The 24,938-nt window shown below is 58.7% G+C and carries 22 protein-coding genes and 1 tRNA gene; 11 read left to right on the plus strand and 12 right to left on the minus strand.

Translation table 11 applies throughout. The annotated features are described in order from the left end of the window. Nucleotides 1-57 precede the first annotated feature (57 nt). Nucleotides 58-348: a nucleotidyltransferase family protein gene (locus JTM80_RS03960; RefSeq protein WP_172356866.1), complete on the plus strand. Its 291-nt coding sequence runs from the start codon at nt 58-60 to the stop codon at nt 346-348. A gap of 186 nt (nt 349-534) precedes the next feature. On the opposite strand, the gene JTM80_RS03965 is transcribed toward JTM80_RS03960, so the two are convergent. After that, a complete protein-coding gene (locus JTM80_RS03965) occupies nt 535-1,986 on the minus strand; it encodes a S1C family serine protease (RefSeq protein ID WP_172356868.1) in 1,452 nt (483 codons plus the stop codon). Nucleotides 1,987-2,498: 512 nt separating this feature from the next. Beyond that, nucleotides 2,499-4,394 (minus strand): fatty acyl-AMP ligase, encoded by a 1,896-nt coding sequence (locus tag JTM80_RS03970; RefSeq protein ID WP_172356870.1) that lies wholly within the window; start codon nt 4,392-4,394, stop codon nt 2,499-2,501. Nucleotides 4,395-4,704: 310 nt separating this feature from the next. Between JTM80_RS03970 and JTM80_RS03975 the strand changes: the two genes are divergently transcribed. Genes JTM80_RS03975 through JTM80_RS03985 form a run of 3 tightly spaced genes read left to right on the plus strand, consistent with a single transcriptional unit; the run spans nt 4,705 to nt 8,169 of the window. Continuing rightward, nucleotides 4,705-5,640, plus strand: a complete 936-nt coding sequence (locus JTM80_RS03975) for a putative selenate ABC transporter substrate-binding protein (RefSeq protein ID WP_399367071.1) — start codon at nt 4,705-4,707, stop codon at nt 5,638-5,640. Then, nucleotides 5,640-6,398, plus strand: coding sequence for a phosphonate ABC transporter ATP-binding protein (locus JTM80_RS03980; RefSeq protein ID WP_172356872.1), 759 nt, complete (start codon nt 5,640-5,642; stop codon nt 6,396-6,398). Before JTM80_RS03975 ends, JTM80_RS03980 begins: the two co-directional genes overlap by 1 nt. Before the next feature lie 16 nt (nt 6,399-6,414). Then, the gene (locus tag JTM80_RS03985; RefSeq protein WP_172356874.1) at nt 6,415-8,169 is read left to right on the plus strand and encodes an ABC transporter permease; all 1,755 of its coding nucleotides are present in this window, start codon (nt 6,415-6,417) and stop codon (nt 8,167-8,169) included. A gap of 49 nt (nt 8,170-8,218) precedes the next feature. Here JTM80_RS03985 and JTM80_RS03990 read toward each other — a convergent pair whose 3' ends face one another. From JTM80_RS03990 to JTM80_RS04005, 4 genes are all read right to left on the minus strand, one after another. Further along, nucleotides 8,219-9,022 (minus strand): circadian clock KaiB family protein, encoded by an 804-nt coding sequence (locus JTM80_RS03990; protein WP_172356876.1) that lies wholly within the window; start codon nt 9,020-9,022, stop codon nt 8,219-8,221. 133 nt (nt 9,023-9,155) lie between these two features. After that, a complete protein-coding gene (locus tag JTM80_RS03995; protein WP_205370652.1) occupies nt 9,156-10,535 on the minus strand; it encodes a type IV pilus twitching motility protein PilT in 1,380 nt (459 codons plus the stop codon). 563 nt (nt 10,536-11,098) lie between these two features. After that, complete coding sequence (locus JTM80_RS04000) at nt 11,099-12,400, minus strand: FGGY-family carbohydrate kinase (protein WP_172356880.1); 1,302 nt, start codon at nt 12,398-12,400, stop codon at nt 11,099-11,101. Next, entirely contained in the window at nt 12,360-13,325 is a 966-nt protein-coding gene (locus JTM80_RS04005) for an SGNH/GDSL hydrolase family protein (protein ID WP_225906754.1), read from the minus strand. The genes JTM80_RS04000 and JTM80_RS04005 overlap by 41 nt, the downstream gene beginning before the upstream one ends. A 633-nt stretch (nt 13,326-13,958) precedes the next feature. Between JTM80_RS04005 and JTM80_RS04010 the strand changes: the two genes are divergently transcribed. Next, nucleotides 13,959-14,099 carry a hypothetical protein gene (locus tag JTM80_RS04010; RefSeq protein WP_172356882.1) on the plus strand — a complete coding sequence of 47 codons (141 nt, stop codon included), beginning with the start codon at nt 13,959-13,961 and terminating at the stop codon, nt 14,097-14,099. Nucleotides 14,100-14,487: 388 nt separating this feature from the next. Here the strand turns inward: JTM80_RS04010 and JTM80_RS04015 are convergent, their stop codons facing one another. After that, complete coding sequence (locus tag JTM80_RS04015; protein WP_172356884.1) at nt 14,488-14,646, minus strand: hypothetical protein; 159 nt, start codon at nt 14,644-14,646, stop codon at nt 14,488-14,490. Between the two features lie 96 nt (nt 14,647-14,742). Between JTM80_RS04015 and JTM80_RS04020 the strand changes: the two genes are divergently transcribed. The 4 genes from JTM80_RS04020 (at nt 14,743) to JTM80_RS04035 (ending at nt 19,205) form a co-directional block, all read left to right on the plus strand. Continuing rightward, a complete protein-coding gene (locus tag JTM80_RS04020) occupies nt 14,743-15,459 on the plus strand; it encodes an SDR family oxidoreductase (protein ID WP_172358975.1) in 717 nt (238 codons plus the stop codon). A 177-nt stretch (nt 15,460-15,636) separates the two neighbouring features. Beyond that, complete coding sequence (pds, locus tag JTM80_RS04025; RefSeq protein WP_205370653.1) at nt 15,637-17,064, plus strand: 15-cis-phytoene desaturase; 1,428 nt, start codon at nt 15,637-15,639, stop codon at nt 17,062-17,064. Between the two features lie 103 nt (nt 17,065-17,167). Then, the gene (gene crtB / locus JTM80_RS04030; protein ID WP_172356888.1) at nt 17,168-18,094 is read left to right on the plus strand and encodes a 15-cis-phytoene synthase CrtB; all 927 of its coding nucleotides are present in this window, start codon (nt 17,168-17,170) and stop codon (nt 18,092-18,094) included. Between the two features lie 91 nt (nt 18,095-18,185). Continuing rightward, nucleotides 18,186-19,205 (plus strand): aldo/keto reductase, encoded by a 1,020-nt coding sequence (locus tag JTM80_RS04035; protein WP_205370655.1) that lies wholly within the window; start codon nt 18,186-18,188, stop codon nt 19,203-19,205. Here the strand turns inward: JTM80_RS04035 and recF are convergent. The 3 genes from recF to JTM80_RS04050 all read right to left on the minus strand — a co-directional run bounded on the left by recF (nt 19,202) and on the right by JTM80_RS04050 (nt 22,766). After that, a complete protein-coding gene (gene recF / locus JTM80_RS04040; RefSeq protein ID WP_172356892.1) occupies nt 19,202-20,329 on the minus strand; it encodes a DNA replication/repair protein RecF in 1,128 nt (375 codons plus the stop codon). The genes JTM80_RS04035 and recF overlap by 4 nt on opposite strands. Nucleotides 20,330-20,370: 41 nt before the next feature. Next, nucleotides 20,371-21,693, minus strand: coding sequence for a type III glutamate--ammonia ligase (glnT, locus tag JTM80_RS04045; protein ID WP_172356894.1), 1,323 nt, complete (start codon nt 21,691-21,693; stop codon nt 20,371-20,373). A 368-nt stretch (nt 21,694-22,061) separates the two neighbouring features. Continuing rightward, complete coding sequence (locus JTM80_RS04050; protein ID WP_172356896.1) at nt 22,062-22,766, minus strand: Crp/Fnr family transcriptional regulator; 705 nt, start codon at nt 22,764-22,766, stop codon at nt 22,062-22,064. A 619-nt stretch (nt 22,767-23,385) separates the two neighbouring features. On the opposite strand from JTM80_RS04050, the gene JTM80_RS04055 reads away from it, so the two are divergent. Further along, complete coding sequence (locus tag JTM80_RS04055; RefSeq protein WP_172356898.1) at nt 23,386-23,646, plus strand: MoaD/ThiS family protein; 261 nt, start codon at nt 23,386-23,388, stop codon at nt 23,644-23,646. A gap of 68 nt (nt 23,647-23,714) precedes the next feature. Here the strand turns inward: JTM80_RS04055 and JTM80_RS04060 are convergent. Next, a tRNA-Ser gene (locus JTM80_RS04060) sits at nt 23,715-23,798 on the minus strand. A 312-nt stretch (nt 23,799-24,110) separates the two neighbouring features. On the opposite strand from JTM80_RS04060, the gene JTM80_RS23570 reads away from it, so the two are divergent. Further along, on the plus strand, nt 24,111-24,236 hold the full coding sequence (locus JTM80_RS23570; RefSeq protein WP_172356900.1) for a DUF4278 domain-containing protein: 126 nt from the start codon (nt 24,111-24,113) through the stop codon (nt 24,234-24,236). 201 nt (nt 24,237-24,437) lie between these two features. Here the strand turns inward: JTM80_RS23570 and JTM80_RS04070 are convergent, their stop codons facing one another. Then, entirely contained in the window at nt 24,438-24,914 is a 477-nt protein-coding gene (locus JTM80_RS04070) for a T3SS (YopN, CesT) and YbjN peptide-binding chaperone 1 (protein WP_068507856.1), read from the minus strand. Between the last annotated feature and the right edge of the window lie 24 nt (nt 24,915-24,938).

A 24,938-nucleotide genomic window follows, 5' to 3' on the forward strand; every position in this document is an offset into this window, starting at 1 on the left:
AAGAAAGAAGAGAGTTTCGTTCTTCGCTTATCGTTCTTCGTTTTTTCACGGTTTCTCATGAAACGAGATGAGGTGATCGTATTGGTGCAAGCCCATCGCTCTCAGCTTCAAGCGCTGGGTGTGAAGTCGCTCGATTTGTTTGGCTCCGTGGCGCGGGATGAGGCGCGGGATGATAGCGATGTCGATTTTTTGGTAGGGTTCGATCGCCTAGGCGGATTGTTTCAACTGTTTCGGGTGCGCCACTATTTAGAGGATCTGCTGGACTGCAAGGTGGATTTGGGCACTGCAAAGGCGCTGAGAGAGCATGTTCGTGAACCCGTGATGAAAGATTTGCGGCATGTCATCTAGATCGTGGGATTTAAGAATTCAAGACATTTTGGGGGCGATCGCCCGCGGGTTTTGGCACAGAGCCATAATGCCTCTGCGGCGGGGTGCTGGACTGGCTGCCAGACTTCCCGCCGCAGGGGCATTGGTTTGCGTTCAGATTCACGCTTCAGATTTACGCTTCAGATTCATGCTTCAGCAAGCATCACCTCAGCGCTGCGACACTCGGTTTGCACCGGGTAAATCCTGCGTGTCGAGGATGGAGATAAAGAACTCGCCGCGATCGCCCGGTTCCACACCGCCCACAATCAGCCGATACCAGCCGTCGGCAGGCAGTTCAAACCGCACGCTGCCCTGGCGCTCTGCCTTGCCTTCCACCACGCGATCGCCATTGGGGTCGCGCACAATCAGGTACGGATTAAACGCCGAGTTCACAATCAGCGCAACGGTCTGTCCGGCGCGTCCCTGGAAGTTGTAGGCACGGCAAAGGGAGCCATCGTCGAAACAGGGTGCAGTGCTGGCATCCAGCATTCCCCGCTCCACCAAAATTGGCTGCGAGATTTGCAGGTCATACTGCCCAGACTGATTTTCGCCAGCCGCCATTGCCAGCACGGTGTATTGCCCGCTCTGGGTCAGCTTTTGCACCACCAGCGCATCTCGATTCGCCCCATTACTCTGATCCAGGGCGATCGCCCGTCCATCGGGCCCGACCAGCACCAGTCGCGATCCGGCCTGACGGCTCGACATTCTCAGCATCACCGCCTGCCCCGCCTCTGCCTCGAAGGTGTAAATATCCGTAGGACTGTAATCGGCGCAAAAGCGGCTGTCACCGGGCTGCAAGTTGCCCTGCACGTTGCCACGGGCCAGGGAGATGGGCTGGCTGATGGATTGGCTGGATGAGGCCACGGCGGGAATCACATACTGCCCAACGGGGAACCGTAGCCCCTGCCGATGGGCCTCTACAAACAGCCGCACCTGCCCCACCGACACGGCGAAATTCACGTTTTGGGCATCGCGAGCGCCCGACTTGGTAATGCCCACGATCCGCAACTGGCTATCAATCACCGGCCCACCGGAATTGCCCGGATTCACCGGTGCATTAAACACGACCACACCCTGAGGAATGTGAATGTTGTTGACCGTCCCTTCTACAATCGATGGGGAGCGCGGGGTACTACCAACGGGAAAACCCAATGCCCAAATGTTCTGCGCTTTTGTGATGGAACTGGCATCGGCAAGGCGCAGGGTGGGGAGGTTGCGCTGATTGGGCAGTTGCAGCAGCGCCAGATCCAGGCAGTCCGCATCGCCCATTGCCACAACCTCTGCCCGCACTTCGCGACCCTGCACAGTCACAATTACTTCCCGCGCTCCGGCAACCACATGGGCATTGGTGACGATTAATCCACTGGGGTCGATGATCACGCCGCTGCCTGTGCCGCTGCCATTGCGACCGTTGGCGCGGATGTGAACCACAGCAGCTTCGGCATCTTGAATATTACTCCGCGACTGGGCGGCGGCCGATTGGGTGAGGGAAGTGCCGGGGGTGGTCAGGGCAAATTCGCTGACGAGCGTGGTGGCGATCGCCGTTTGCAGCAGCAGCAGGCTAGAGGCAGCCAGATGAGCAAAACGAACGGGCTGGGGACGTGCAAAGGAGCGTACCATAGAGCATGACCTCCGTAGGGGTGTTAGGTAGTTCAGTGCAATGGTCGGAGCGTGATCAGAGGGCGATCGCAGGGATGTATGCCATCGTGCGAACTTGTCAACCAGCTAGTGAAATTTGACTGAAATTTGATATGTATAAAAGCTTACGGTTTCGATTCTCGATTTCCTTCCGAAACACAATCCAGAACAAAAACCAAAGCGGTATGTTAAAGTTCTTTTTGGACTGCCAACTGGGTTCCAAAAAGAAGTATTTCTCCGGTCAGTAAGCTTATGCAGTATGCTGCTTCGAGCCGTTGCTGCTTAACCGTTGCGGCTTAATTGCAGGGGTTGCTTGAAGCTGTTGTTAGTACAATAGGGCGATCGCCCCAGCCGTAGCACTCCCCTTTCCCGCACGTTTCATTGCGCTCACAGGAAAAGGGGGTTGCATAAAAGTGCAAGCAGACAGGAAAAGGGGCAGGAAAAGGGAGTATTGCTCCTGCCTTCTAGCGTTTGTTTTTTATATCTTCTGTGCCCTAAGCCCGGCCAAGCTTAGCTCGCAGCCGCGCCACCAGGCGAATCAGGTGGGTACGCGGACTGAGGTAGCGCCGCACTAGGCTGGAAACATCGAGAGAGTCGGGCGATCGCCACACGTCGATCACCGCCAGACTGCCCTCCAAAAACTGCTGCCGACAGCGACTCCGCTGAATTTTGCCGCTGGAGGTGCGGGGCAAGCCGCCGGGTTTCACCAGGGCGATCGCCCCCACGTCTACAAAATGTTCCCGAAACGCCACCCACCGCACGGTTTCCACCACGTCTGGCAAACACAACCGCTGGCGGGCGCTGCGTTCTACTTCCTGCACAATCACCAGCCGCTCTTCGCCCGCTGCGTCGCCCCCCAGTTCACCATCGATCGGCGCGGCAAAAACCGCACAACCGCCCGCACGAAACGCCGGATAGCACGATTCCACCGTCTGCTCAATGTGCTGCGGATAGTGGTTGAAACCCCACAACACCAGCACATCGTGTAGCCGTCCGGTGATGAACAGTTCCCCCGCTTGCACAAAGCCCAAGTCACCCGTCCGCAAAAAGCCGCCCTCGCCCGTGGCCAGCGTCACCCCAAACGGATTCTCTTGCTCCGGCGGATGCTGCCAATAGCCCTTGCCGATGCCGCTCCCCGCCACCCAGATTTCGCCAATTTCCCCATCGGCGCAGGGCATCCGCGTGTCTCGATTGACGATTTCTACTCGCGTGTCTAGCCAGGGGTGTCCGCAACTGATTAAGGTCTGCGTCCGCCGTGCGCCAGGGCGGGCAAGGCCGGGACGGGCCGGTTCGCAAATCTCCACGCGGTTTTGCTCCAAGCTTTGCGTGTCCACATGCAGCATTTTGGGAGGCAAATGCTTAGCGCCGCCCGTGATGAACAGCGTCGCCTCGGCCATGCCGTAGCACGGGTAAAATGCCTCCGGGCGAAATCCACAGGGGCGAAATTTTTCGGCAAACTGGTCAAGCGTGGTCTGCCGCACGGGTTCTGCGCCGCAAAAGGCAATGTCCCAGGTGGACAGGTCGAGGCGATCGCGCTGGTTTTCGGTAACGTATCGACCCAGCAGGCCATAGGCAAAGTTGGGGCCGCCGCTGGTGGTTGCGCCGTAGCGTGCGATCGCCTCCAGCCAGCGCACGGGCTTCTGCACAAAGGCAATCGGCGACATCAGCACGCACAGCGACCCGGCATAGAGCGAGTACAAAATATTGCCAATCAGCCCCATGTCGTGAAACAGCGGTAGCCAGCCCACGCCCACCGACGCTTCGGTATGCTGAAACGCGCCGTGGAGCATCTGCTGATTGGCCCAGAGGCAGCCGTGGGTCACCATTACGCCCTTGGGTGTGCCCGTGGAGCCAGACGTATATTGCAAAAAGGCCAGGCTGTCGGGCGATAGGTCGGGCCTGCTCCAGCCCGCTGCTGAGGCGCGACCCGTTTCATGGGTCAGCCAGCAGATCGGGTGTGCCGGGGGCAAGGCAGGGACGAGCTGGCGCTGGAGCTTGGGCAAGAGCGATCGCCCCGTCAGCACGCCCGCCGACCCCGACCCCACCAACCGCGCCGCTACGTCGGCCACCCCCTGCTGATTGCGGGGCGGATGGCAGGGGACGGGAACCACCTGCGCCGCCAGACAGCCCAAAAACGCCACGATAAATTCCAGCGCCGCCTCGTAGGAATAGACCAGCGTCAGGCGATCGCCCGGTGCAAACTGCTGCTGGAGCCAGGCCGCCATTGCGGTCGCCTGCTGGTATAACCCGGCGTAGGTCAGGTGTCCCGCTTCGGTTTCGCCATCCTGCAAAAAGATGAACGCCTGTCGGTCTGGATGAACGTGCGATCGCCGCTCCAACAACTCGACCAGGTTAGACGGTTCCGGTGTCAAATGAATAAAATCGCTCATCTTTGGACTAGGCAGCTTTTGGACACCCTCTGAAAGGTAGTCTGACTGGGCCAGATACTCAAGTTCTGCAGGCAGACCTGATAGAATCCAAGACTGGATGCTAGACAGAATGCAAAACGTCGTCCATCAGAGCTAATTTGTAAAGGAACCTGAAAGCCTTGTTAATCAAGGATTTCCGAGAAACCGCTTTTCCTGGGCAAACATGACCTCAAAGCCACACATGCCAAAAGTTTCAGGCTTCTTAAGATTTGCTTCATAAATTAGCTCTCAAGACAGCACAAGACAGAGTTTTACATAAGCCATTAACCTGATGATGACCTCCTTCAAACGCCGCTCATTGTTGTTGGGCACTTTGGCAGTGCTTTTGGTGAATGCCTGCGCGGGTAGCCCGACCGCCCAAAACCCTGAAACTGGTTCACCTGCCGGAACTGCCGCCCCCTTGGTAGTTGGCTCGATTCCCGACCAAGACCCCGAAAAGGTGCAGCGACAGGCCGAGAAGCTGGCCGCCTATCTAGAATCAAAGCTGGGCGTGCCCGTGAAGTATCAGCCCGTTACGGACTATGCGGCTGCGGTCACGGCCTTCAAGGTGGGTGATCTAGATCTGGTGTGGTTTGGTGGGCTGACGGGTGTGCAGGCGCGGCTGCAAGTGCCGGGGGCCCAGGCGATCGCCCAGCGCGACATCGACGAACAATTCACCAGCGTCTTCATTGCCAACACCCAGAGCGGCATTGCGCCCTTTACTGACCTCAAAGACCTTAACACGCTCAAAGGGCGCACCCTCACCTTTGGCAGCGAATCTTCTACCTCTGGTCGGCTGATGCCGCAATATTTCATTCAGCAGGCAGGCATGACGTTGTCAGATTTCAAAGGGGAAGTGGGCTTTTCGGGCAATCACGATGCCACCATCAAGCTGGTGGAAGCAGGAACCTACGAAGTCGGCGCACTGAATTCTCAAGTCTGGGAATCGCGAGTGGCGGAGGGTGCAGTAGACACCAATAAGGTGCAGGTGATTTGGACCACGCCGCCCTACTACGACTATCACTGGGTGATTAGCCCAGAGGTGGAAGAGCGCTATGGCCAGGGCTTCATCCAAAAGGTACAGGCGGCATTTACGGAGCTAGACCCGGCGAACCCAGACCAGAAAGAGGTGCTGGAGTTGTTTGGCGCGGCAAAGTTTATTCCCACAAAAAACGAGAACTACTCGCAGATTGAGTCTGTCGGTCGCCAGATTGGCAAGATTCAGTGATGGGCCCGCCCATTTTTTACCTCAGCCAGGTGACGCGCCAGTTTCAGGGGCTCACGGCTCTGGCCGAGGTGAACCTGAGCATTGCTGCTGGGGAAAGGGTCGCGCTGATTGGCCCCAGCGGCGCGGGCAAGAGTACCCTGCTGAGTCTGCTGAACGGGACGCTGCTGCCATCGGCGGGGCAGGTGACGGTGCTGGGGCAAGACCTGCGGCGGCTGTCGCCTCGGCAGCGACGGCGGGTGCAGCGGCAAATTGGGACGGTCTATCAGCAGCATCACCTCGTCACCAATCTGTCGGTGATTCACAACGTCAATGCCGGACACCTAGGGCGCTGGTCGCTGGCCAAGGCCGCTTGGTCGCTGCTGTGGCCCCAGTCGGTAGAGATCGCTGCACGGGCGCTGGCTCAGGTTGGCATTGCCGAGAAGCTGTATGTTCGCACCGATCGGCTATCGGGCGGCGAGCAGCAGCGAGTGGCGATCGCCCGTGTGCTGGTGCAAGATCCGGTGGCCATCCTGGCAGATGAGCCGATCGCCAGCCTCGACCCGGCCCGCGCCCACGACCTGATGGCGCTGCTGTGCCGCCTGACAGAGCAGAGTGGCAAAACGCTGGTGATCAGCTTGCACGATATCGAATATGCGTTTCAGTACTGCACGCGGCTGGTGGGGCTGCGGCAGGGGCAGATTCAGTTCGACGCGCCGCCTGCCCAAGTGACGGACGCGATGATCCACGAGTTATACCGCCTAGAGCAGCCTGTCCTTTAACCGTTTCTGCACCCCGATGCCCGCTGCACCCACTGCCCTCCCACCGCCTCCCCCCTGGCTGAACCGCCGCAACGGGTGGGGATTGGTAATGCTGGGGGCGATCGCCCTTTCGCTCTACGCCACGGGCATCGGACGACCAGACGCGACCCTGGTCAACCCCGGCGGCTGGGGCCAGTTTGTGGAGTTTTGGGCCAGCAGCCTGCGGCCCGACCTCAGCCGCGACTTTCTAGAGGTAATTGCCAGGGCAACTTTTGTCACCTTTGCCTATGCAGTCTGCGGCACGACCCTGAGCGTGGCGCTAGGGCTGGTGGGCGGCGTGCTGTCGTCGGAAACTTGGTGGCGGACGGTGTTGCCGAGGGCGGCGGCGGGCGGCGCGTGGGCGGCTCCCCTTTGGCTGCTGATTCGCGGGCTGCTGGCGGTTCCCAGGGCGATTCATGAACTCCTCTGGGGCCTGTTTTTTTTGAATATTCTGGGGCTAAATCCGCTGGTGGCGGTGCTGGCGATCGCCCTGCCCTTTGGGGCGATCGTGTCTAAGGTATTTGCCGAAATTTTTGACGAAACGCCCCAGGAACCGCTGGAATCCCTCCTGGGCAGCGGAGTGTCGCCGCTGGCAGCGTGGCTCTACGGACTGTTGCCCCAGGCGTTTCCAGATTTGCTGTCCTACACGACCTATCGGTTCGAGTGTTCGCTGCGGTCGGCGGCGGTGCTGGGGGTGATCGGCGCGGGTGGGCTGGGCTATGAAATTTTGCTGAGCCTGCAATCGCTCCGCTATGGGCAACTCTGGACGGGGTTCTATGCGCTGGTGCTGCTGAATGGCGGGGTCGATTGGTGGAGCAGCTGGGTGCGGCGCAGGTTGGGCTTCACCAGTCGGCTAGATCTCAACGTGGCCCAAAGATCCCAAAATTCCCACGCCCCAAAGCCCAATCTGCAAACTGCCAATCCCTGGCCGCTGCGGCTATCCTGGGGGGCGATCGCCCTGTCGATTCCGCTCTGCTTTTGGGGATTGGGCATCGACTGGACGCGGCTCTGGTCGGCCCGCACGCGACGACTCTTGGGCGACATTGCAGCGGCCGCCACGCCCCAGTGGCCCAGCCCGGCCGAATGGGCAACGCTGCTCCACCTGTCGGGCTTGACGCTGGTGATGTCCATTCTGGCGATCGCCCTGGCCGGATTGGGCGGGGTGCTGCTGTCTTTTCCTGCGGCCCAGACCTTTCTCCTGCCCGGCGGCTGGCTGCGGCCGCTAGACGACCCCACAACGACCCAAGCCCCCCTGGCCTGGCTGCTGCTGGTGGCAACCCGTTTGCTGCTATTGCTCAGCCGCGCTGTGCCTGCCCCCATCTGGGCGCTGGTGTGTCTGTTTGTGCTATTTCCAGGCATTTTGCCGGGGGCGATCGCCCTGGGTCTGCACAATTTGGGCATCCTGGGCCGCCTCATGGCCGAGGTCAACGAAAACTTGGACGAGCGCCCCGTGCGATCGCTCCACGCCCTGGGCGCATCCGGTGGGCAGGCAATTCTCTACGGCGTGTTGCCCCAAAACCTGGGGCGATTTCTGGCGTATACCCTCTACCGCTGGGAGGTCTGTATGCGCGAAACCGTAATCGTTGGACTGGTGGGCGCAGGGGGGCTGGGCCGCCTCCTGACCGAGCAACTCAGCAGCTTTGACTACGGCAGGCTGGTGCTAACGCTGGGGTGCTTTGTGGCGCTCACTTTTCTGGTGGATTTGATTAGCCAGCAGATGCGATCGGTCGTCAGCGGCAAAGGGGAGGCGTGATAGCTGCCGGAGTGAAGAGAGCCTTTTGTCATTCCAGGCTGCTCGCGCCCTATCTCTCCATCATCCCGCTTTCCATCTCTCCGTTCGAGGCGAGCAGCAGTTGCATGACGCGGCTGGCATCTTCGAGCCGCCCAGTGACACGACGGACTGGCTCTGGCCAAACCCTGACGAGGGTGGGGGTAGCAGCCACCTGGTCTTGCTCGGCCAGCTCAGGGAACTTGTATACGTCGATGATTTTCAGCGTGTAGGGCTGCTGAATCAGGTCTTCGAGCAGGCGATGCAGGTTCGTTAAAATCGCCTCCGTCACGTCGCTGTTGCTCGACACATAGAGGCGCAGCACATAGCCCTGTTTGGAGAAATCCGGCGACTGGGCTTGCCACGATAGCCGACTCCAAGACGATGGCTGAGCCTCTGGCTGGCTGACCTGCTGAATTGTCGGAGATTCGTAGCAAATCACCAAATCGTGCGATCGCCACAGTTCGGGAAAGCGGCTCTGATAGGTCAGCAGCATCAGCGACTCGTCCAGGTTGTCGGGCGGCTGCACGGTTTGCCAGAGCAAGTCCCCAGTGCCAAAGACGGCATTCAGCACGGCCTGATGCCGCGCCACCAGGGGATACACCTCAGCGGATGTGAGGACAGACTGGTTTTCGGGCGATCGCCAGCGGTCGATGGACGCGGTGTACCACGGCACAAGGAACAGCGGCGGCTCCGACAGATCGAGCCACTCCTGAAGCGCCGCGCACAGGTGCAAATGCCAATGGCTCTGCTTGTCTGGATCGATGCAGTACACCAGGTCGCCCCCCGGCGTAAACAGGGCAATTCCCTTGTATAGCTCTGGTAACGGGGCTTTCATGGAAAATCAACCGCCAGGCACAGGGGTGCAGGAATGTGCAAAAACAGGAATGTGCAAAAAAGCGAGAAGGGTAGATCTTTCGCACCCGATACAGTCCGAAAAATCCACCCCAGGAACCGTTGAGCTTTGCAACTTAGACGCGCCCGCGCAGAATCTGCGCCATTTCGTTGGGCTTGGGCGACATTTCCAGCGCCGTTTCTTCGGTGATCCGTCCCGCCTCATACAGCTTATAGAGGGACTGGTTCATCGTACACATGCCGTCAAAGTTGCATCGCGGAATCAGCGCTTCCACTTCGTCCAGATCGCCCTTGCGGATATAGTCGCGAATTGCGTCTGTGTTGATCAGAATATCGTGGAAGGCGGCCCGCTTGCCGTCGGTGGTGCGGCAGAGGCCCTGCGCGATGACGGCCACCAGCGATTCGGCGATCGCCACCCGCATGGGTCCCTGCTGATCCGGCGGATACAGCCCCAAAATCCGCTCGATGGTCTTCACAGCGCTGTTGGTATGCAGCGTTCCCATCACCAAGTGACCTGTTTGCGCAGCTTTCAGGGCGGTGTTCACGGTTTCAATGTCCCGCATTTCCCCCACCAGAATCACATCCGGGTCTTCCCGCAGCGAAGCCTTCAGCGCCGCGTCAAACTTCATCGTGTGAATGCCCACTTCCCGCTGGCGGATCAGGCACTTGCGGCTCGTGTGGACAAATTCAATCGGGTCTTCAATGGTGACGATATGCTTTGGCATTTCGCTGTTCATATAGTCCACCATTGCCGCCATCGTGGTCGATTTACCCGACCCGGTTGGCCCTGTCACCAGGATTAGCCCCTTGTGATAGTGGCAGATTTCCTTAAACACAGGCGGCAAGTTCAACTGCTCAATGGTCAAAATCTTCAGCGGAATCAGACGCATCACCATCGCCGGTCCGCGCAGCGAGTCAAGGATATTGATCCGGACGCGGGCAAAATCGTATTGCGTTGCACCGTCAAAGTCGAGCGTGTCCTTAAACCGCTGAATCTCGGCATCCGAGAGAATTTCTTGCAGCCAGCTAAAGAAGGTATCGAGATCGGTGACTGGATACTCGGTCATGTCGATCTCGCCCCGGTTGCGGAAGCGCGGCGTTTCGCCCACGCCCAAGTGAATATCGGAATAGCCCTTGTCGTAGGCTTCGCGAACGATTTGCGCCAGCGTCGGCTGACCGGGTGCAGCCTTGCTGCGGGAAGTCTGCATCGGCGGCGGCGCAGCGGGACGATGCCCCATCATGGGCGGCGGCGCGGGGGTGGGCGGTGGCTTCACCGCTGGAGCGCCCATTCCGGGCCTTGCGCCCGCCGGAGCAGGATTGACGCGAGTGCCAGGGGCTGTATTGGACTGGGTCGATGCAAAGGTTTGCGAGGGCATTTGCTGGCTGGTTTGCCCCAGATCGCCCATCGGTGGAGCGCTGGCAGGCGGACGACCCGGCGGTGGCGGCGTGCGGGGAACGGAGTTGGGCGGAATGCTTGGGCGTTGTGCGTCTGTCATAAGTCCACGTCTCGCAAACGATGGGGAAGCGTGTTCACTGGCGGCGTTTCTGAGCGGACACTGTTAAGCCAGATTTAAGCCAGATTTCGGTTCATCCAGAGTTTGGTTAAGCCAGATTTCAATCCCTAACCAGTAGAGGATCGTCTAGATGATTGCCAAATTAGCTCAATCTCCATAATCTACATTGATTATGGACAGGACTTACGCACTTGCGATAGGCTCTCTGGGTTTTGAACAATTTCTCACGGGCTGCGCTCGCGAGAAATTGTCTAACTGCGTAAGTCCTAATGGATAACAGCATACTCAAGAAATTACGAATCCCGTAGGATACCCCCTTGAGAATTCCCAAGATGGGGAAGTGAAACATCATTTTAGATAGGTGATTAGATGGGTGATTGGGTAGATGGGTGATTGAGTCGGTGATCGAAATTGGGATTTTGGGTTTTGGATTTTAGATTTTGGGTTTTGAGTTTTGGGACTATCTCGGTTCTCTAGAACGGCACGACCGATGAAACCGATGGAAGCCCTGCGTGCGCCTAGTTTACCAATCTAAAATCGCCAATCTAAAATCCAAAATCACCATCGGGCTGGAGGGCGGCGCGGGCCAGGCGTGCAGTTCCATAGGCGGCTTCGGTGTGGGGAGAGGGCAGGACGGGCACTTGCAACAGGCGCGATCGCACGTTTGTCCAAACCTCATTCTGCGCCCCACCGCCCGCAGTCAGCACTTCTCGTAATGGCGTTGCGCCCAAGTCTGCCAGCCGCCGATAGCCCAGGGCTTCGATGCGGGCGATGCCTTCTAGCAGCCCGTGCAGAAATTCCACGGGATTGTCGGGGCGCGGCTCCAGGCAGGGCGGCAGGTTGGGGTCGTTGATGGGAAAGCGATCGCCCGGTTTGGGCAGGGGGTAATAGTCCTGCGGGCTGGGGCGAGACGGGTCGATCTGGGCGCTGAGGGCAGCAAGTTCGGCATCGCTAAAAAATTGCCGCAGCACCGCGCCGCCCGTGTTCGATGCGCCGCCCACCAGCCACAGATTGCCCAGCCGATGGCTGTAGATGCCGCTGGCAGCGTCTTCTACTCGCACGGTGCTGAGCAGCTTGAGAACCAGCGTAGACCCCAGCGAGGTGACGGCTTGCCCCGGCGTGCTGGCTCCACTGGCCAGGAAGGCGGCGATGCTGTCTGTCGTGCCCGCGCAGATCTGGCAGGTGGCGGGAATGCCCAGGCGATCGCCCAGGTCAGGCAAAATGGGGGCGATCGCCGTACCGGGCGCGTTTATCTGGGGCAACTGCACGGGCAGGTTGGCCGCCAGCAGCCAGTCGGGATAGCGCAGTGCGCCCACGTCATAGCCCAGCTTGAGGGCGTTGTGATAGTCGCTGAGGCCGAGGCGACCGTGCAGCAGGAAGGCCAGCCAGTCGGCCTGGTGGAGGAGGTGCGGGGGGGGAGCGTTTTGGGCCAGAGGCAGCGTGCTAAGGAGCCAGAGGAGCTTGGCAAGGCTGGAGGTGGCGCTGAGGACGGTGTGCTGGGGCGGGGCGATCGCCGTCACCTGATCTAGCATTGCCGCACCGCGTGCATCGTTGTAGAGCAGGGGTTCGGCCAGGGGAATTCCGGCATCGTCGCACAGGAGGACGGTAGAAGAGGTGCCGTCGAGGGCGATCGCCGCCAGGGTTTGGCGAATCTCAGCCGGAATTTGGGCAATCAGCGCCAGGAGGGTGTCTCGCCAGATTTCGGCGAGGGCGCTGGACGGAACGCTTGGGAAAGGTAGGCTGGCCTGCGCCACGATTTCGCCGCTAGCACTGATGGCGATCGCCCGTGCGCCGGAGGTGCCAAAGTCAATGCCGAGAAAGGTGTGGAGAGAGGTGGCGGCTGGCATGGTGGAGGATAAATTCGGCGATCGCCTGACTGATTTGCGTGTTTCCGGCGGGGCTGGGGTGGATGCCGTCGCGATAGAGGGCTTCGGGGTTTCGCAGCGCGTTCCACCGAGGCAGCAGGTCAAGAAACGGCACATTGCCCGCTGCCAGCAAGGTGCTGAGTCGCTGGCGAGCGACCTGTTCATAGTCTCGTGGGCCAGGCTGTTTTAATTCTCGCCGCAGGGGAGACAGCGCCACCAGCAGTTGCGCTTGGGGCTGCACAAACTGACGCATCTGTTCAATCGTCAGCAGGTTATCGGCAACGGGGTCGCCGCTGGGCGGACGGGTCGCAGGGCGCTGGGTAGGGTAGGGCAGCAGCAGCGACAGGGCTTCCCATAGGGCCAGGGGCGGCCGACGACGGGGATATTGGCGATCGCGCCCCACGGGCCAGTCCGTCGGCGGCGGCGCAAACAGGTCGTCTGTATTCAGCAGCAGCACCACCACCTGCGCCCCAAAGGTGCCAAACTGCCGCAAATAGCCCCACTGGTTTTGCGGCCCCCAGGAGGGCGCGGCCGCATTCAGCACAATGCCCGGTCTGCCCAGCCGGAGCACGAGAAATTGCCGCACCTGTTCGGAAATCGTGTGCGCTTGGTCTGTCCAGATGCCGCCGTGAACAATAGAGTCGCCCAGCAGCAGCACCCGCCAGCCTGCTGGAGGCATCTCACCAGTATTCCGCAGGCTGTGCTGGTTGATCACCATACGCTTGCCCCAGCGCCGGAGCCGCTGATGGGGGCGCAGCCGATAGCCCGCTTCTGGGTCGGCAACGTAGAGCGGGGGGTTGCCCAGGCCCAGCGCCCGCAGCCCCAGTTCCAGCAAGAGCAGCCCCATCAGCAGCAGCCCGGCCGCCCCCCCCTGGGCGATCGCCCGCATCAGCCTCTCCCAATCCATCCCATTCGTGAGTCTTTGAAGAATTCTGTTCTAAATCTTAAAAACTTTACAGAGGTGAGCCACATAACCCTCAAGTGAAAAAAGTGTGGTTAAAATCAAGTCGGCTTGGCGCAGTTTGTCTGGCATTCGAGTCGATCTATCTACATATTCTTGATGCATTCTCAACTGCTTTCAGCTAGCCTAATGAGAGCTAATTTGTAAAGGAGCCTGAAAGCCTTGTTAATCAAGGATTTCCGAGAAACCGCTTTTCCTGGGCAAACATGACCTCAAAGCCACACATGCCAAGAGTTTCAGGCTTCTTAAGATTTGCTTCATAAATTAGCTCTGACTCTGCCGCAACCTATCTCGCTGTCCTGAATCTCGCCAGACTGCATCCAGCCAATGGGGATTCGGTTCGTTGCAGGATCAAGCCGGCCAGGGCGCTGCCCAAACCGCGTTTTCAGAGTCACTTCAGCGGTTGATCAATTCTGAGTTGATCAATTCTGAAACGTTTAGGAGTTACGCAATTGGACGACTTCTCGCGGGCTGCGCCTGCGAGAAGTCGTCCAAAACCCAGAAAACTTAATCGCAGTGCGTAAGTCCTAACGTTTCTAAACTTTCTAAACTCTACTTATTTAGCAAGGATTGGTACTTATGACGGACTGGAATCGAGGCATTATGAAATTCCCCGGCGCAGATAGTCCGATTGCGCTGACGCTCTCGGCGGTGCTGATTTTGGGCAGCATTGCGGCGCTGATTCTGTGGGCGCTCCAGTCTGCCTACGCGCTGCCGTAGCCCGCGGGGTTTGCGATACGCAAATATAAGCCAAAAGGTCTGCTCTTGGGCAGACCTTTTCAATTTCAAGTGTATTTAATTGTTTGCGTTGAATACGCCTAGTTCCCAATGCCAGGGACAAAAGGCGTGAATGCTGAATTTTAATTCAGTGTAGGCTGAACCCGCAGCACTCGCTCTTGAGCCTGCACGCCGATGCCTCTTTCGGAGGCAGAGGAGCTTGGGCGATGCAGCCGAGCATCTAGACGAAACAGAAGGTTCTAGACCATTGCTAGGCTGATATGCCCCAATCAAAGCAGCGTTACAAGCCGTAAGCGATCGCCGCGTCCGGTAGCGAGGCAGGAGGCACAGGCCCCGTCCGGGAAGATTGATTGAGAAACGTGCCTGTAGTCTAAGCTACCACTGGCAATTCGGCAGGCGATCGCCCTGTGACTAAACTTAATTTCTTACCCGCTGCCAAACCGGACTGGAACTCGGCAAAGCGGCTGTCGGCCGTGATCCCCGCAGACGGGCGATCGCCATGCTTGCTCGATTTCCCACCCGTACCCATGCTGGAATTAGGGCTGGCATTGGGCAGATGCACCGTGCCGAGTAAGGCGATATGATGAGGAGTGAAATTAAGAAATGTAAAGAAGCGGGGCGAGTTATGCAGGGCAAGGTGGTTGTCATTGTAGGCGCAACGGGGGGCATTGGGTCGGCACTGGCGCAAAAGCTAGCTCCCTTGGGTGCAGCGCTGGTGCTGGCGGCGCGAGATACAGCGACGCTGAACCCGCTGGCCCATTCGCTGGCTGGTGCGCCCGGTGGTGTGCTGGCCGTGCCAACAGACATCACCGATCCGCAGCAGGCCGAAGCGCTGATGCAAAAGGCGATCGCCCAATTCGGCAAGGTAGACGTATTGGTAAACGCAGCGGGCGCAGGCATTCTCAAGCAGTACAACAAGATCGAACCCGCCGACCTGGATGCCATGTTGGATTTGAACCTGAAGGGCAGCTTCTACACCTGTCAGTCCGCCGCCAACATCATGAAGGAACACAAGTCGGGGCACATCTGCAACGTGATCGGAATTTTGGGACAGCACCCGATGGCGATGGCGGCGGCCTACTGCGCTTCCAAGTTTGGTGTGGTGGGCTTCAGCAAGTGCATGGCAGACGAGCTAAAGCGCTTTGGCGTAAAGTTCACCCTGTTTTATTTCGGTGGCGTGGATACGCCCTTCTGGGATCAGGTCAGCCTCAAGGTCGATCGCACGAAGATGCTGCGCCCGGAGACGGCGGCCGACGCTATTCTGTTTGCTCTCACGGCAGAACCCCAGGCAGTGCCGTTGGAGATCAACATCCAGCCTGAGAGCCACTTGTTTTTTGGCTAACCTTATTTTTTGGCTAAATTTTTTGGCTAATATTGACTGATGCTCCGAGTGGGGATCAAATGAACCCTCCTCAAGCGGCAAATCTCGGAAAAATGCCCGTTGACGGCCCGCTTTGTTACAGTTTGCAACATATAATGAGAGCTAGTGTAAACAGGTATCTCAGAGGATAGCGCGTACATGCGGGTGGCGATCGCAGGGGGAGGATTGGCCGGGTTAGCCTGCGCCAAGTATTTAGTAGACGCAGGGCACACGCCCATCGTGCTGGAAAGCCAGGACGTGCTGGGCGGGCTTGTGGCGGCCTGGAAGGATGCCGATGGCGACTGGTATGAAACCGGGCTGCACGTCTTTTTTGGGGCATACCCCAACATGCTCCAGCTGTTTAAGGAACTGGACATCGAAGATCGGCTCCAGTGGAAAGAACACACGCTGATCTTCAACCAGCCGGAGAAACCCGGCGTGCTGTCGCGCTTCGACGTGCCCGATATTCCCGCACCGTTCAACGTCATCCTGTCGATTCTTCGCAACAACGACATGCTGACCTGGAATCAGAAAATTCGCTTTGCTATCGGGCTATTGCCAGCGGTGGTGCGCGGTCAGCAGTATGTGGAAAACATGGATAAGTACTCGCTGCTGGAGTGGCTGCGGCTGCAAGGCGTAGACGAGCGGGTCAACAGCGACATTTTTGTGGCCGCTTCCAAGGCGCTCACCTTTATCAATCCTGAAGACGTGTCGGCAACGGTTCCTCTGACGGCGCTGAACCGCTTTTTGCAAGAGCGCTACGGCTCGAAGGTGGCGTTTCTGGATGGGTCGCCGACGGAGCGCCTGTGTCAGCCCATTGTGGACTATGTGACCGAGCGCGGCGGCGAGGTGCTGCTGAAGAAGCCGCTGAAGCAGATTTTGCTAAACGAAGACGGTACAGTATGCGGGTTTGCGGTGCGCGGGCTGGACGGTGCGCCGGATGAGGTGGTGACGGCGGATGTGTACGTCTCGGCGATGCCCGTGGATGTGATGAAAGCGCTGATGCCGGAACCGTGGACGAAGCTGGAATTCTTCCAGAAGATGGAGGCGCTGGAAGGCGTGCCCGTGATCAACATTCATTTGTGGTTTGACCGCAAGCTAACGGATGTGGATCAACTGCTCTTTTCGCGATCGCCCCTGCTCAGCGTCTATGCCGACATGAGCAACACCTGCCGCGAATACGCCAACCCTGACCGCTCAATGCTAGAACTCGTCCTGGCTCCGGCAAAGGACTGGATTGACAAGTCCGAGGCGGAAATTCTGGCGGCGACGATGGCAGAACTGAAGAAGCTTTTCCCAGATGACCTGGCGGGCGACCATCCGGCCACGCTGCTGAAATACAAAATCGTGAAAACGCCGCGCTCGGTCTATACGGCCGCACCGGGAATGCAGGCGTGTCGCCCTGACCAGGCAACGCCAATCGACAACTTCTTCCTTGCCGGAAGCTACACCATGCAGCGCTACCTGGGCAGCATGGAGGGTGCAGTGCTGTCGGGTAAGCAGGCGGCCGAGGCGATCGCCCAGCGATTCCCTGCCTCTCCGGTCGATTCTGCGCCGCCTGACCTGGTGGCCACTTCAGCCCGATAAATCACTCCAGCGGTTTCATTTCTGGAATGCTAATCGTTTCAAATGAACCGCAGGTGACGGATTACTGATAGGTTTAACTGTATTCCTCCAGCCCTGCGATGTAATGCTGCAACTGCCGAAGCCTTCCTGCAAAACCGTCCTGGTATCTCTGGACGATTCCTATGAGCGCTGTCGCCAGATCACTCAGGAATATGCCAAGACGTTTTATCTTGGGACGCTGCTCATGCCGGAAGAAAAGCGTCGGGCGATTTGGGCGATTTATGTCTGGTGTCGGCGCACGGATGAACTGGTGGACGGAGCAGAGGCAGCCTACACCACGGATGAAACGCTCGATCAGTGGGAAGAAAACCTAGAAACGATTTTTGCGGGGCATCCGCTGGAGGATGTGGACGTGGCGCTGGTGGATACGCTGGAGCGCTTTCCGCTGGACATCCAGCCCTTCCGCGACATGATCGAAGGGCAGCGGATGGATCTGTATCGCAACCGCTACGAAACCTTTGAGGAGCTAAAGCTGTATTGCTATCGCGTGGCAGGTACGGTGGGGCTGATGTCGGCGGCCGTGATGGGCGTAGATGAGAGCCGCCGCACGGCTCCCTGGAGCAAAGGGGGTGCGGTTGATCCAACGCAGGAGGCGATCGCCCTCGGCATTGCCAACCAGCTCACCAACATTCTCCGCGACGTAGGCGAAGATGCGCGGCGGGGTCGAATTTACCTGCCCCTAGAAGACCTGGCCCTGTTCAACTACACCGAGGCAGACCTGTTTAACGGCGTGGTGGACGAGCGCTGGCGAGAGTTGATGAAGTTCCAGATTCAGCGGGCGCGAAAGTTCTTTGTCCAGGCCGAGAGCGGCGTTGGCCTGCTCAGTCGGGATGCGCGATTCCCAGTGTGGTCGGCGCTGATGCTCTATCGCCAGATTTTGGACGCGATCGAGCGCAATCGTTACGACGTGTTTCGCAAGCGAGCCTATGTATCGGGCCCGCGCAAACTGCTGAGCCTGCCGCTGGCGCGTCTGCGGGCCGAGGTGCTGTAGGGCTGCCTTTGGCACGGATCAAGCCTGAAAAGCCCCGGTTGAATAGCCGTTTTGCCTGACCCGTGATCCCTGAAATGAAGCCTCCTGTTCTATGCTGCTACCCGACTCTAGCCGCCTTCAGTTCACCCCAGATTTGACCATTTGCCGCCTGCTGAATGGAATGTGGCAGGTGTCGGGGGCGCACGGCCGAATCGATCCAAAGGGGGCGATCGCCAGCATGGTGGACTATCTCGATGCGGGCTACACCACCTGGGATCTGGCCGATCACTACGGCCCAGCAGAGGATTTCATCGGCGCGTTTCGGCAGCAGCTGGCGGCCACGCGGGGCGAGGCGGCGCTGTCTCAGGTTCAAGCCTTTACCAAATGGGTGCCCCGGCCGGGCCCGATGCCCCGTGCTGTCGTAGAGCGCAGCATCGACGTGTCGCGCCAGCGCATGGCCACGCCCTGCCTAGATTTGCTCCAGTTTCACTGGTGGGACTATGGCGACCCGGCCTATCTGGACGCGCTAAAACACATGACCGACTTGCAGCGCGACGGCAAACTCCGCCATCTGGCGCTTACCAACTTTGACACCGAGCATCTGCAAATCATCCTCGATAGCGGCATCCCGATCGTGTCGAACCAGGTGCAGTATTCCCTGGTCGATCGCCGCCCGGAGGTCTACATGGCGAAGCTGTGTCAGGAGCGGGGCGTACATCTGCTGACCTACGGTACGCTCTGCGGCGGCTTTCTGTCGGATCGCTACCTGGGCAAACCAGAGCCGCGTCGGGGCGAGCTGGCCACCGTGTCTCAGCAAAAATACAAACGCATGATCGATGCCTGGGGCGGCTGGGACTTGTTTCAGGACTTGCTGAAGACCCTGGCGGCGATCGCCCGCAGGCACGGGGTGAGTCTGTCCAACGTGGCAGTGCGGGCAATTCTCGATCGCCCTGCCGTAGCGGGGGTCATCGTGGGCACGCGCCTCAGCATTGCCGAACACCGCGCCGACAATGCCCGCGTGTTTGACTTCCAGTTGGATGCCAACGACTGGCAGCAAATTGAGCAGGTTTCGGGGCGATCGCGCAACTTGCTCAACCAAATTGGCGACTGCGGCGACGAGTATCGGGGCTAGGCTGGCGCAATCTGTCCCGCCACCACAGTTAGCACCTGCGACGACCGGAGCCACTGCGAATCGAAAGAATCCAGATGCGTCGTGGTGATCAGGGTTTGGAACCGATCTTGAATTGTGTCCAGCAGCTTGTGCTGGCGCTTGGGGTCTAGTTCGGCCAGCACGTCGTCCAGCAGCAGCAGCGGCGGCTCTCCCACGACGGATTCGATCAGCTTCAGTTCGGCCAGCTTCAGCGCCAGCACCAGGGTCCGCTGCTGCCCCTGGGAGCCATATTGACGCGCAGGCGTGTGGTTGATGGTGAACTCGATTTCGTCGCGGTGGGGGCCGACGAGGGTGGTGTGCTGCACCTGTTCGGCGATCGCCCGCTGCCGAATTTTCTCCAAAAACGCCTGCTGAATCAGCGTCGGGTCATCTTTTTCCATCGGCACGCTGGGCGCATAGCGGATCTCCAGGCTTTCTCGGCTGCCGCTGATGTCTCTGTGCCAGAATTCTGCAAAGGGGGCAATGCGGGCGATCGCCCGGGCCCGGCGACGGATGACCCGCGTGCCCAGGGTCGCTAGCTGGGCATCCCACACCGCAAGCTGGGCGCGATCCAGCGGGATGGCGGCCTCGGTACGGCTGGAAGATTGCTTGAGCAGGGCATTGCGCTGGCGCAGCGCCAGGGTATATTGCTGCAACAGGTGCGCGTAGACGGGTTCAAGCTGGGTCAGCAGGGTATCAATCCACTGGCGACGATGCCCCGGCCCGCCTCGCACCAGTTCCAGATCCAGGCTGGAAAATTCCACGGCGCTCATCGTGCCCAAAAATTCCACCTGGCGCTTCAGGGTTTGCCCGTTTAGCGACACGGTGCGTCGCCCGCTGCTCCGCAACACCAACCCCAAATCCACAGAGCCACTGTCTCGATCCAGCCGTGCAGCAATGCTGCCTTCTTCGGCTCCCTGCTGCACCAGATCGCGATCGCGGTTACTACGGTGCGATCGCAGCGTGGCCAGCAGTTCCACCGCCTCCAGCAGGTTTGATTTGCCCTGAGCATTGTCGCCCACCAAAATCGTCTTCGGCGCAGCGAAACTCACCGCCTGATCCCGGTAGTTGCGAAACTGGCGCAGATGCAGCGATCGGAGGAACATGAGCAGGCGGGAATCGGGGGCAGATTGCGGTAATCCCTAGCCTAGCAGTCTAGCGTCGTCTCTCGTTCCCAGGTGGAAATGTGAGCGCTGTATTCGTTCCAGGCTTGTCGCTGGAGCTTGAGATAAGCCTGGGTGAAAGATTCGCCCAGCGCCTGGGGCAGCACAGGGCTGGCTTCAAATCGGCGCAGTGCATCTAGCAAATAGAGCGGCAGTTGCGGAACGGTGCCAGGGGGTAGCGGATCGGTGTAGCTGTTGTTGTCGTAGCGGGGGCCGGGGTCGCGCTTGTGGGCGATGCCGTCGAGTCCGGCGGCGATCAGGGCAGCGGGCAGCAGGTAGGGATTTGCCGCGCCATCGGCCAGACGCAGCTCAAACCGACCGGGTTCGGGAATGCGGACCATGTGGGTGCGGTTGTTGCCGCTGTAGCTGACGGTGTTGGGCGACCAGGTGGCCCCAGAGTTGGTGACGGGCGCGTTGATGCGCTTGTAGGAGTTGACCGTGGGATTGGCGATCGCGCATAGCGCCTCAGCAGAATGCAGCACGCCGCCCAAAAACTGGTACGCCAGCGGCGATAGCCCCAGTTCGCCCTCTGGGTCTGCAAACAGATTGGTGTCTCCAGCGCTGTCCCAGACTGAAAAATGGACATGGCAGCCGTTGCCCGTCAGGTGGGCAAAGGGCTTGGGCATAAAGGTGGCCCGCAGGCCGTGCTTTTCGGCGATGGACTTGACCATGTATTTGAAAAACGCCTGCCGATCGGCCGTCACCAGCGCATCGTCATAGGTCCAGTTCATTTCAAACTGACCGTTTGCGTCTTCGTGGTCGTTTTGATAGGGCCCCCAGCCGAGGGCGATCATGCTGTCGCAGATCTCGCGGATCACGTCGTAGCGGCGCATCAGGGCTTGCTGGTCATAGCAGGGCTTGCTCTGGCGATCGCCCGCGTCGGAAATCTCCTCCCCGCTAGGCGATAGCAAAAAATACTCGCACTCCACGCCTGTTTTCACCCGTAGCCCCATCTCTGCCGCCTGCTGGATCACTCGCTTTAGCACCAGGCGCGGCGCTTGCTCTAGGGGCTGGCCATCGACATGATGCAAGTCAGCGGGCAGCCACGCCACATCCGGCCGCCAGGAAAGCTGAAATAGCCGCTCTGCATCGGGAAAGGCCAGAATATCGGGGTCGGCGGGCGACTGATCCAACCAGGCCGCAAACCCCGCAAAGCCCGCCCCATTCGCTGCGATCGCATCAATACTCTCAGCAGGCACCAGCTTAGCCCGCTGCACCCCAAACAGATCCGTAAAGGAAATCATGAAATAGCGAATATTTCGCGCACGGGCGATCGCAGACAACGAGTTGGGCGAAGAATTGGACATGGCAGCTCAGTCACCGAAACACTAGACCTGGAAGTTATACACCAACTCCGGCCCTCCAGTCGGTACATAGCTGACACCGCCGCAGGTGGTGCTTCTGAGGCAGGCGCAAATTCATCGAGCGATCGCCCTCCCACAGGATGCATTTGCGCCATCGGAACGCATCAAAGCCTGACAACAGCACCCTAGGCAGTGTCTTAAAACTTTCTAGGTCGTTGATTGCCTTGAGTCGATCCCCCTAAATCCCCCTTATTAATGGGGACTTCCGGAGTGGTTCGGCTCGGTTCCCCCCTTTTTAAGGGGGGCTAGGGGGATTTAAGGGGGGCTAGGGGGGATCGAAGGGTTTTAGAACACGCCCTAGCTTCCAAAACCTATGAAGCGCTGTTACGCTTTTGCAGCATGGTCGATTCGGCTGGAATTGCGATCAGATTATCGCCGTAGGTGCGAATCAGCCCGCGCTGGCGCAGCTTGCCCATCAGCCGGGTCACCGTGACGCGAGTAGAGCCGATGGCGCTGCCGATTTGGGCGTGGGTCAGCGACCAGGGCAAATAGTACGTATCATCGCTGGGTTCGCCAAACTCTTCTACCAGCAGCGTGATGAAGCCCAGCAGGCGGTCGATGGTGCGGCGCTGGCCCAACGTACTCAGCCACAGCAGCTTGCGCTGGTGCTGCAATCGGAAGGCATCCAACACTTCCCGACGAAAGTGGGGCCAGTTGTCCAGATCGTGCCAGTAAAGCCAAATCACCGAGGTCTGTTCGACATGGGCAAAGGCCTGGAGCGTAAAGGGCGATTGCGCCACGATTTCAAAGGGTTGACCCGCGCCGACAAAGCCCAGAAATGCCTCTTCGGAGTTGATTCGGGGCAGGCGGGAGGAACTGCCGTTGGCGCTGACCTGCGCCTCGCCCACCAGACGCACTGCGCCCCGCTGCACCAGATACAGCAGTCCAGGACGCGCCGGAATCTTTTCATCCTTGGCAAAGGTGCGGGTGCGGTAATGCTCCTGGGCCCAGTCCAAAATCCGCTGCCACGTCAGAAATGGTCTAGAAGAGTCAGCCTGAGAAGACACAGAATACATGAGGCAAGTCCTGGGAATTCAGTAAGTCGTACCGAAGTGTGCTGTTGCGTTGAACCAAGTGCAAACCCCGAAGTAGATCATGTGACGGCTCAGCCCAACCGGCAGAGTGCTGCTCAGGCAGAAACCTTAAGTTATAGGTGGTTTAGATATTTCCACTTACGTAATCTAGCGTACCGACCTCGTTCAGCCTTTCCGCATTTAGGACTACCAACTTTAGACCGTCAACAGGGGGAACCGACAGCAGTGAACCGCAAAATCTAAGAATAGAAAGTTAATGATTCTTGTGATTCTAGCGCACGCTTTCAGAATAGCTTCACACTTTATCAATCATAGTAGGGAATTTTACGGAGTCTAGGTTACTCACAATACGTAAATCTCCTTTGAAAGTGTGCGGGAAAGTGGACAGCACCGCCGTAAACTCCCGCAGTTTTTTACGAGACTTTTACAAAAGCTTTGACTGTTTAAGGATTAGCCCTCCAGAATGAGGATTGGGCCAGAATGAGGGTGGGGGGCGATCGCCCGTTTGCTTCTATTCGCGCCTGATCGCTCCTGAGCGGTTCGCAGCGCCCCAGTCTGCGATCTGGCTCTGGTACAACCTGGTTTTTGGAGCCTGTCGAGTGTGTCTGACCCAACGGTGACCGTGACCATCAAGCTATTTGCCGCCTATCAGGAAGCCTACGGTATGCCAGAGCTAGTGCTGGCGCTGCCGCAGGGGGCAACCGTCGCTGAGGTGTGCGATCGCCTGTTGCAGGAGCATCCCGAACTGGAGCAGTGGCGATCGCTCACTCGCTTTGGCGTGAACTATCAGTTTGTAGAGCCGGACTGGGTGCTGCAAGACGGCGACGAGGTCGTGCTAATTCCCCCCGTCAGCGGCGGCTGATGCAGGCGGCCGACGCACAGAGCCGCTAGATTGCGCCACCGTTCACAAGATTCCGAAACATTCCGAAACGGAGAGGGTGGGATTCGAACCCACGGTCCTTTTGGGACACTCGATTTCAAGTCGAGCGCATTCGACCACTCTGCCACCTCTCCGAGCCTTTTCAATCTTATACCGACTTATACCGAAAGGACTTACGCAGTTGGGCGATTTCTCGTGGGCGCAGCTCGTGAGAAATCGCCCAACACCTAGAAAACTTCGCAAGTGCGTAAGGCCTAACCTATTCGAGATTTTGGAGATTAGATGGGCGATTGGCAGAGTTGGCGGGAGGGGGTAATTCGCGAAGCGACCCCTACGGGAAACGTTCTTAAGCAGAAGTTCACCCGCTCAGGTGAGACGCTCGGATGAGGTGTGGGCCGGGTCTGCCGCCCTATTCTAAAAGCATGGAATTCAAAAGGAAACCAGCTATGAACCTCTCCTATCGCGGTATCAAATACCAAGCCAACGTTCCCGCCGTCGCCACAGTTTCGGGGAAAGTGATTGGTAAGTACCGTGGGGTTGAGCTACACGCTCAGGTCAAGCAAGAGCAATAGTTCATCCGCCATGCGACGTTTTTGGTAGTTTTTGGTAGAAAAAATCGGATTTCCGAAGCGACATAACACCTGGCAGGGGGCTGCTGGGTGTTTTTCTTTTGGAACTTACGCAGTTGGACGATAGAACCCTTATCGCAAGTGTGTAAGTCCTGCCTTTGTTGGGGTTTGGGCGCTGGGGTTTGAGCGTTGGGCTTTGGGCGGTCAGGGTAGGCGATCGCACGCCCGCTGCCCGCCAAACTTTTGGATAATCAAGTCGTCGTAGGTATCGGCAATGGTCACCACAGACAAAATGCAGGTTTGCAGTTCCATCAAGTCCATGTTCTCCCCGCCCAAGACGCTGTGCGAAAAAATCACGCCGCCCGTCTCTGCCAGATGAAACGCGCCAAACCGCATCCGGTGGTTTTCCATCAGCAGATATCGCATCAGCGGCTCATCCGTTCGGCTGCCCAGGGTAACGCAGCTACTCGCCTTGACAATTGCCAGTTCTCGCTCGTCCCAGGGATGCACCTCCCAATCCAGCACCTCTACCTCAACCTTGGCTGAACCGTAGGACAGGTTAAACCGGGGAGCATAGGACAAAACTTGCAGCGAGTCCTTGAATAGCGCAGAGGTCGTGAGGTAGTCCGACACCTTGCGATAGGTCAGTTCTTGAACTGCGTTGGTAAACGTCAAAGGCATAGCGTGCGATAAGGAAAAACGTAG

The organism is Thermoleptolyngbya sp. PKUAC-SCTB121 (genome assembly GCF_016919485.1).
GTDB classification, from domain to species: Bacteria; Cyanobacteriota; Cyanobacteriia; order Elainellales; family Elainellaceae; genus Thermoleptolyngbya; species Thermoleptolyngbya sichuanensis.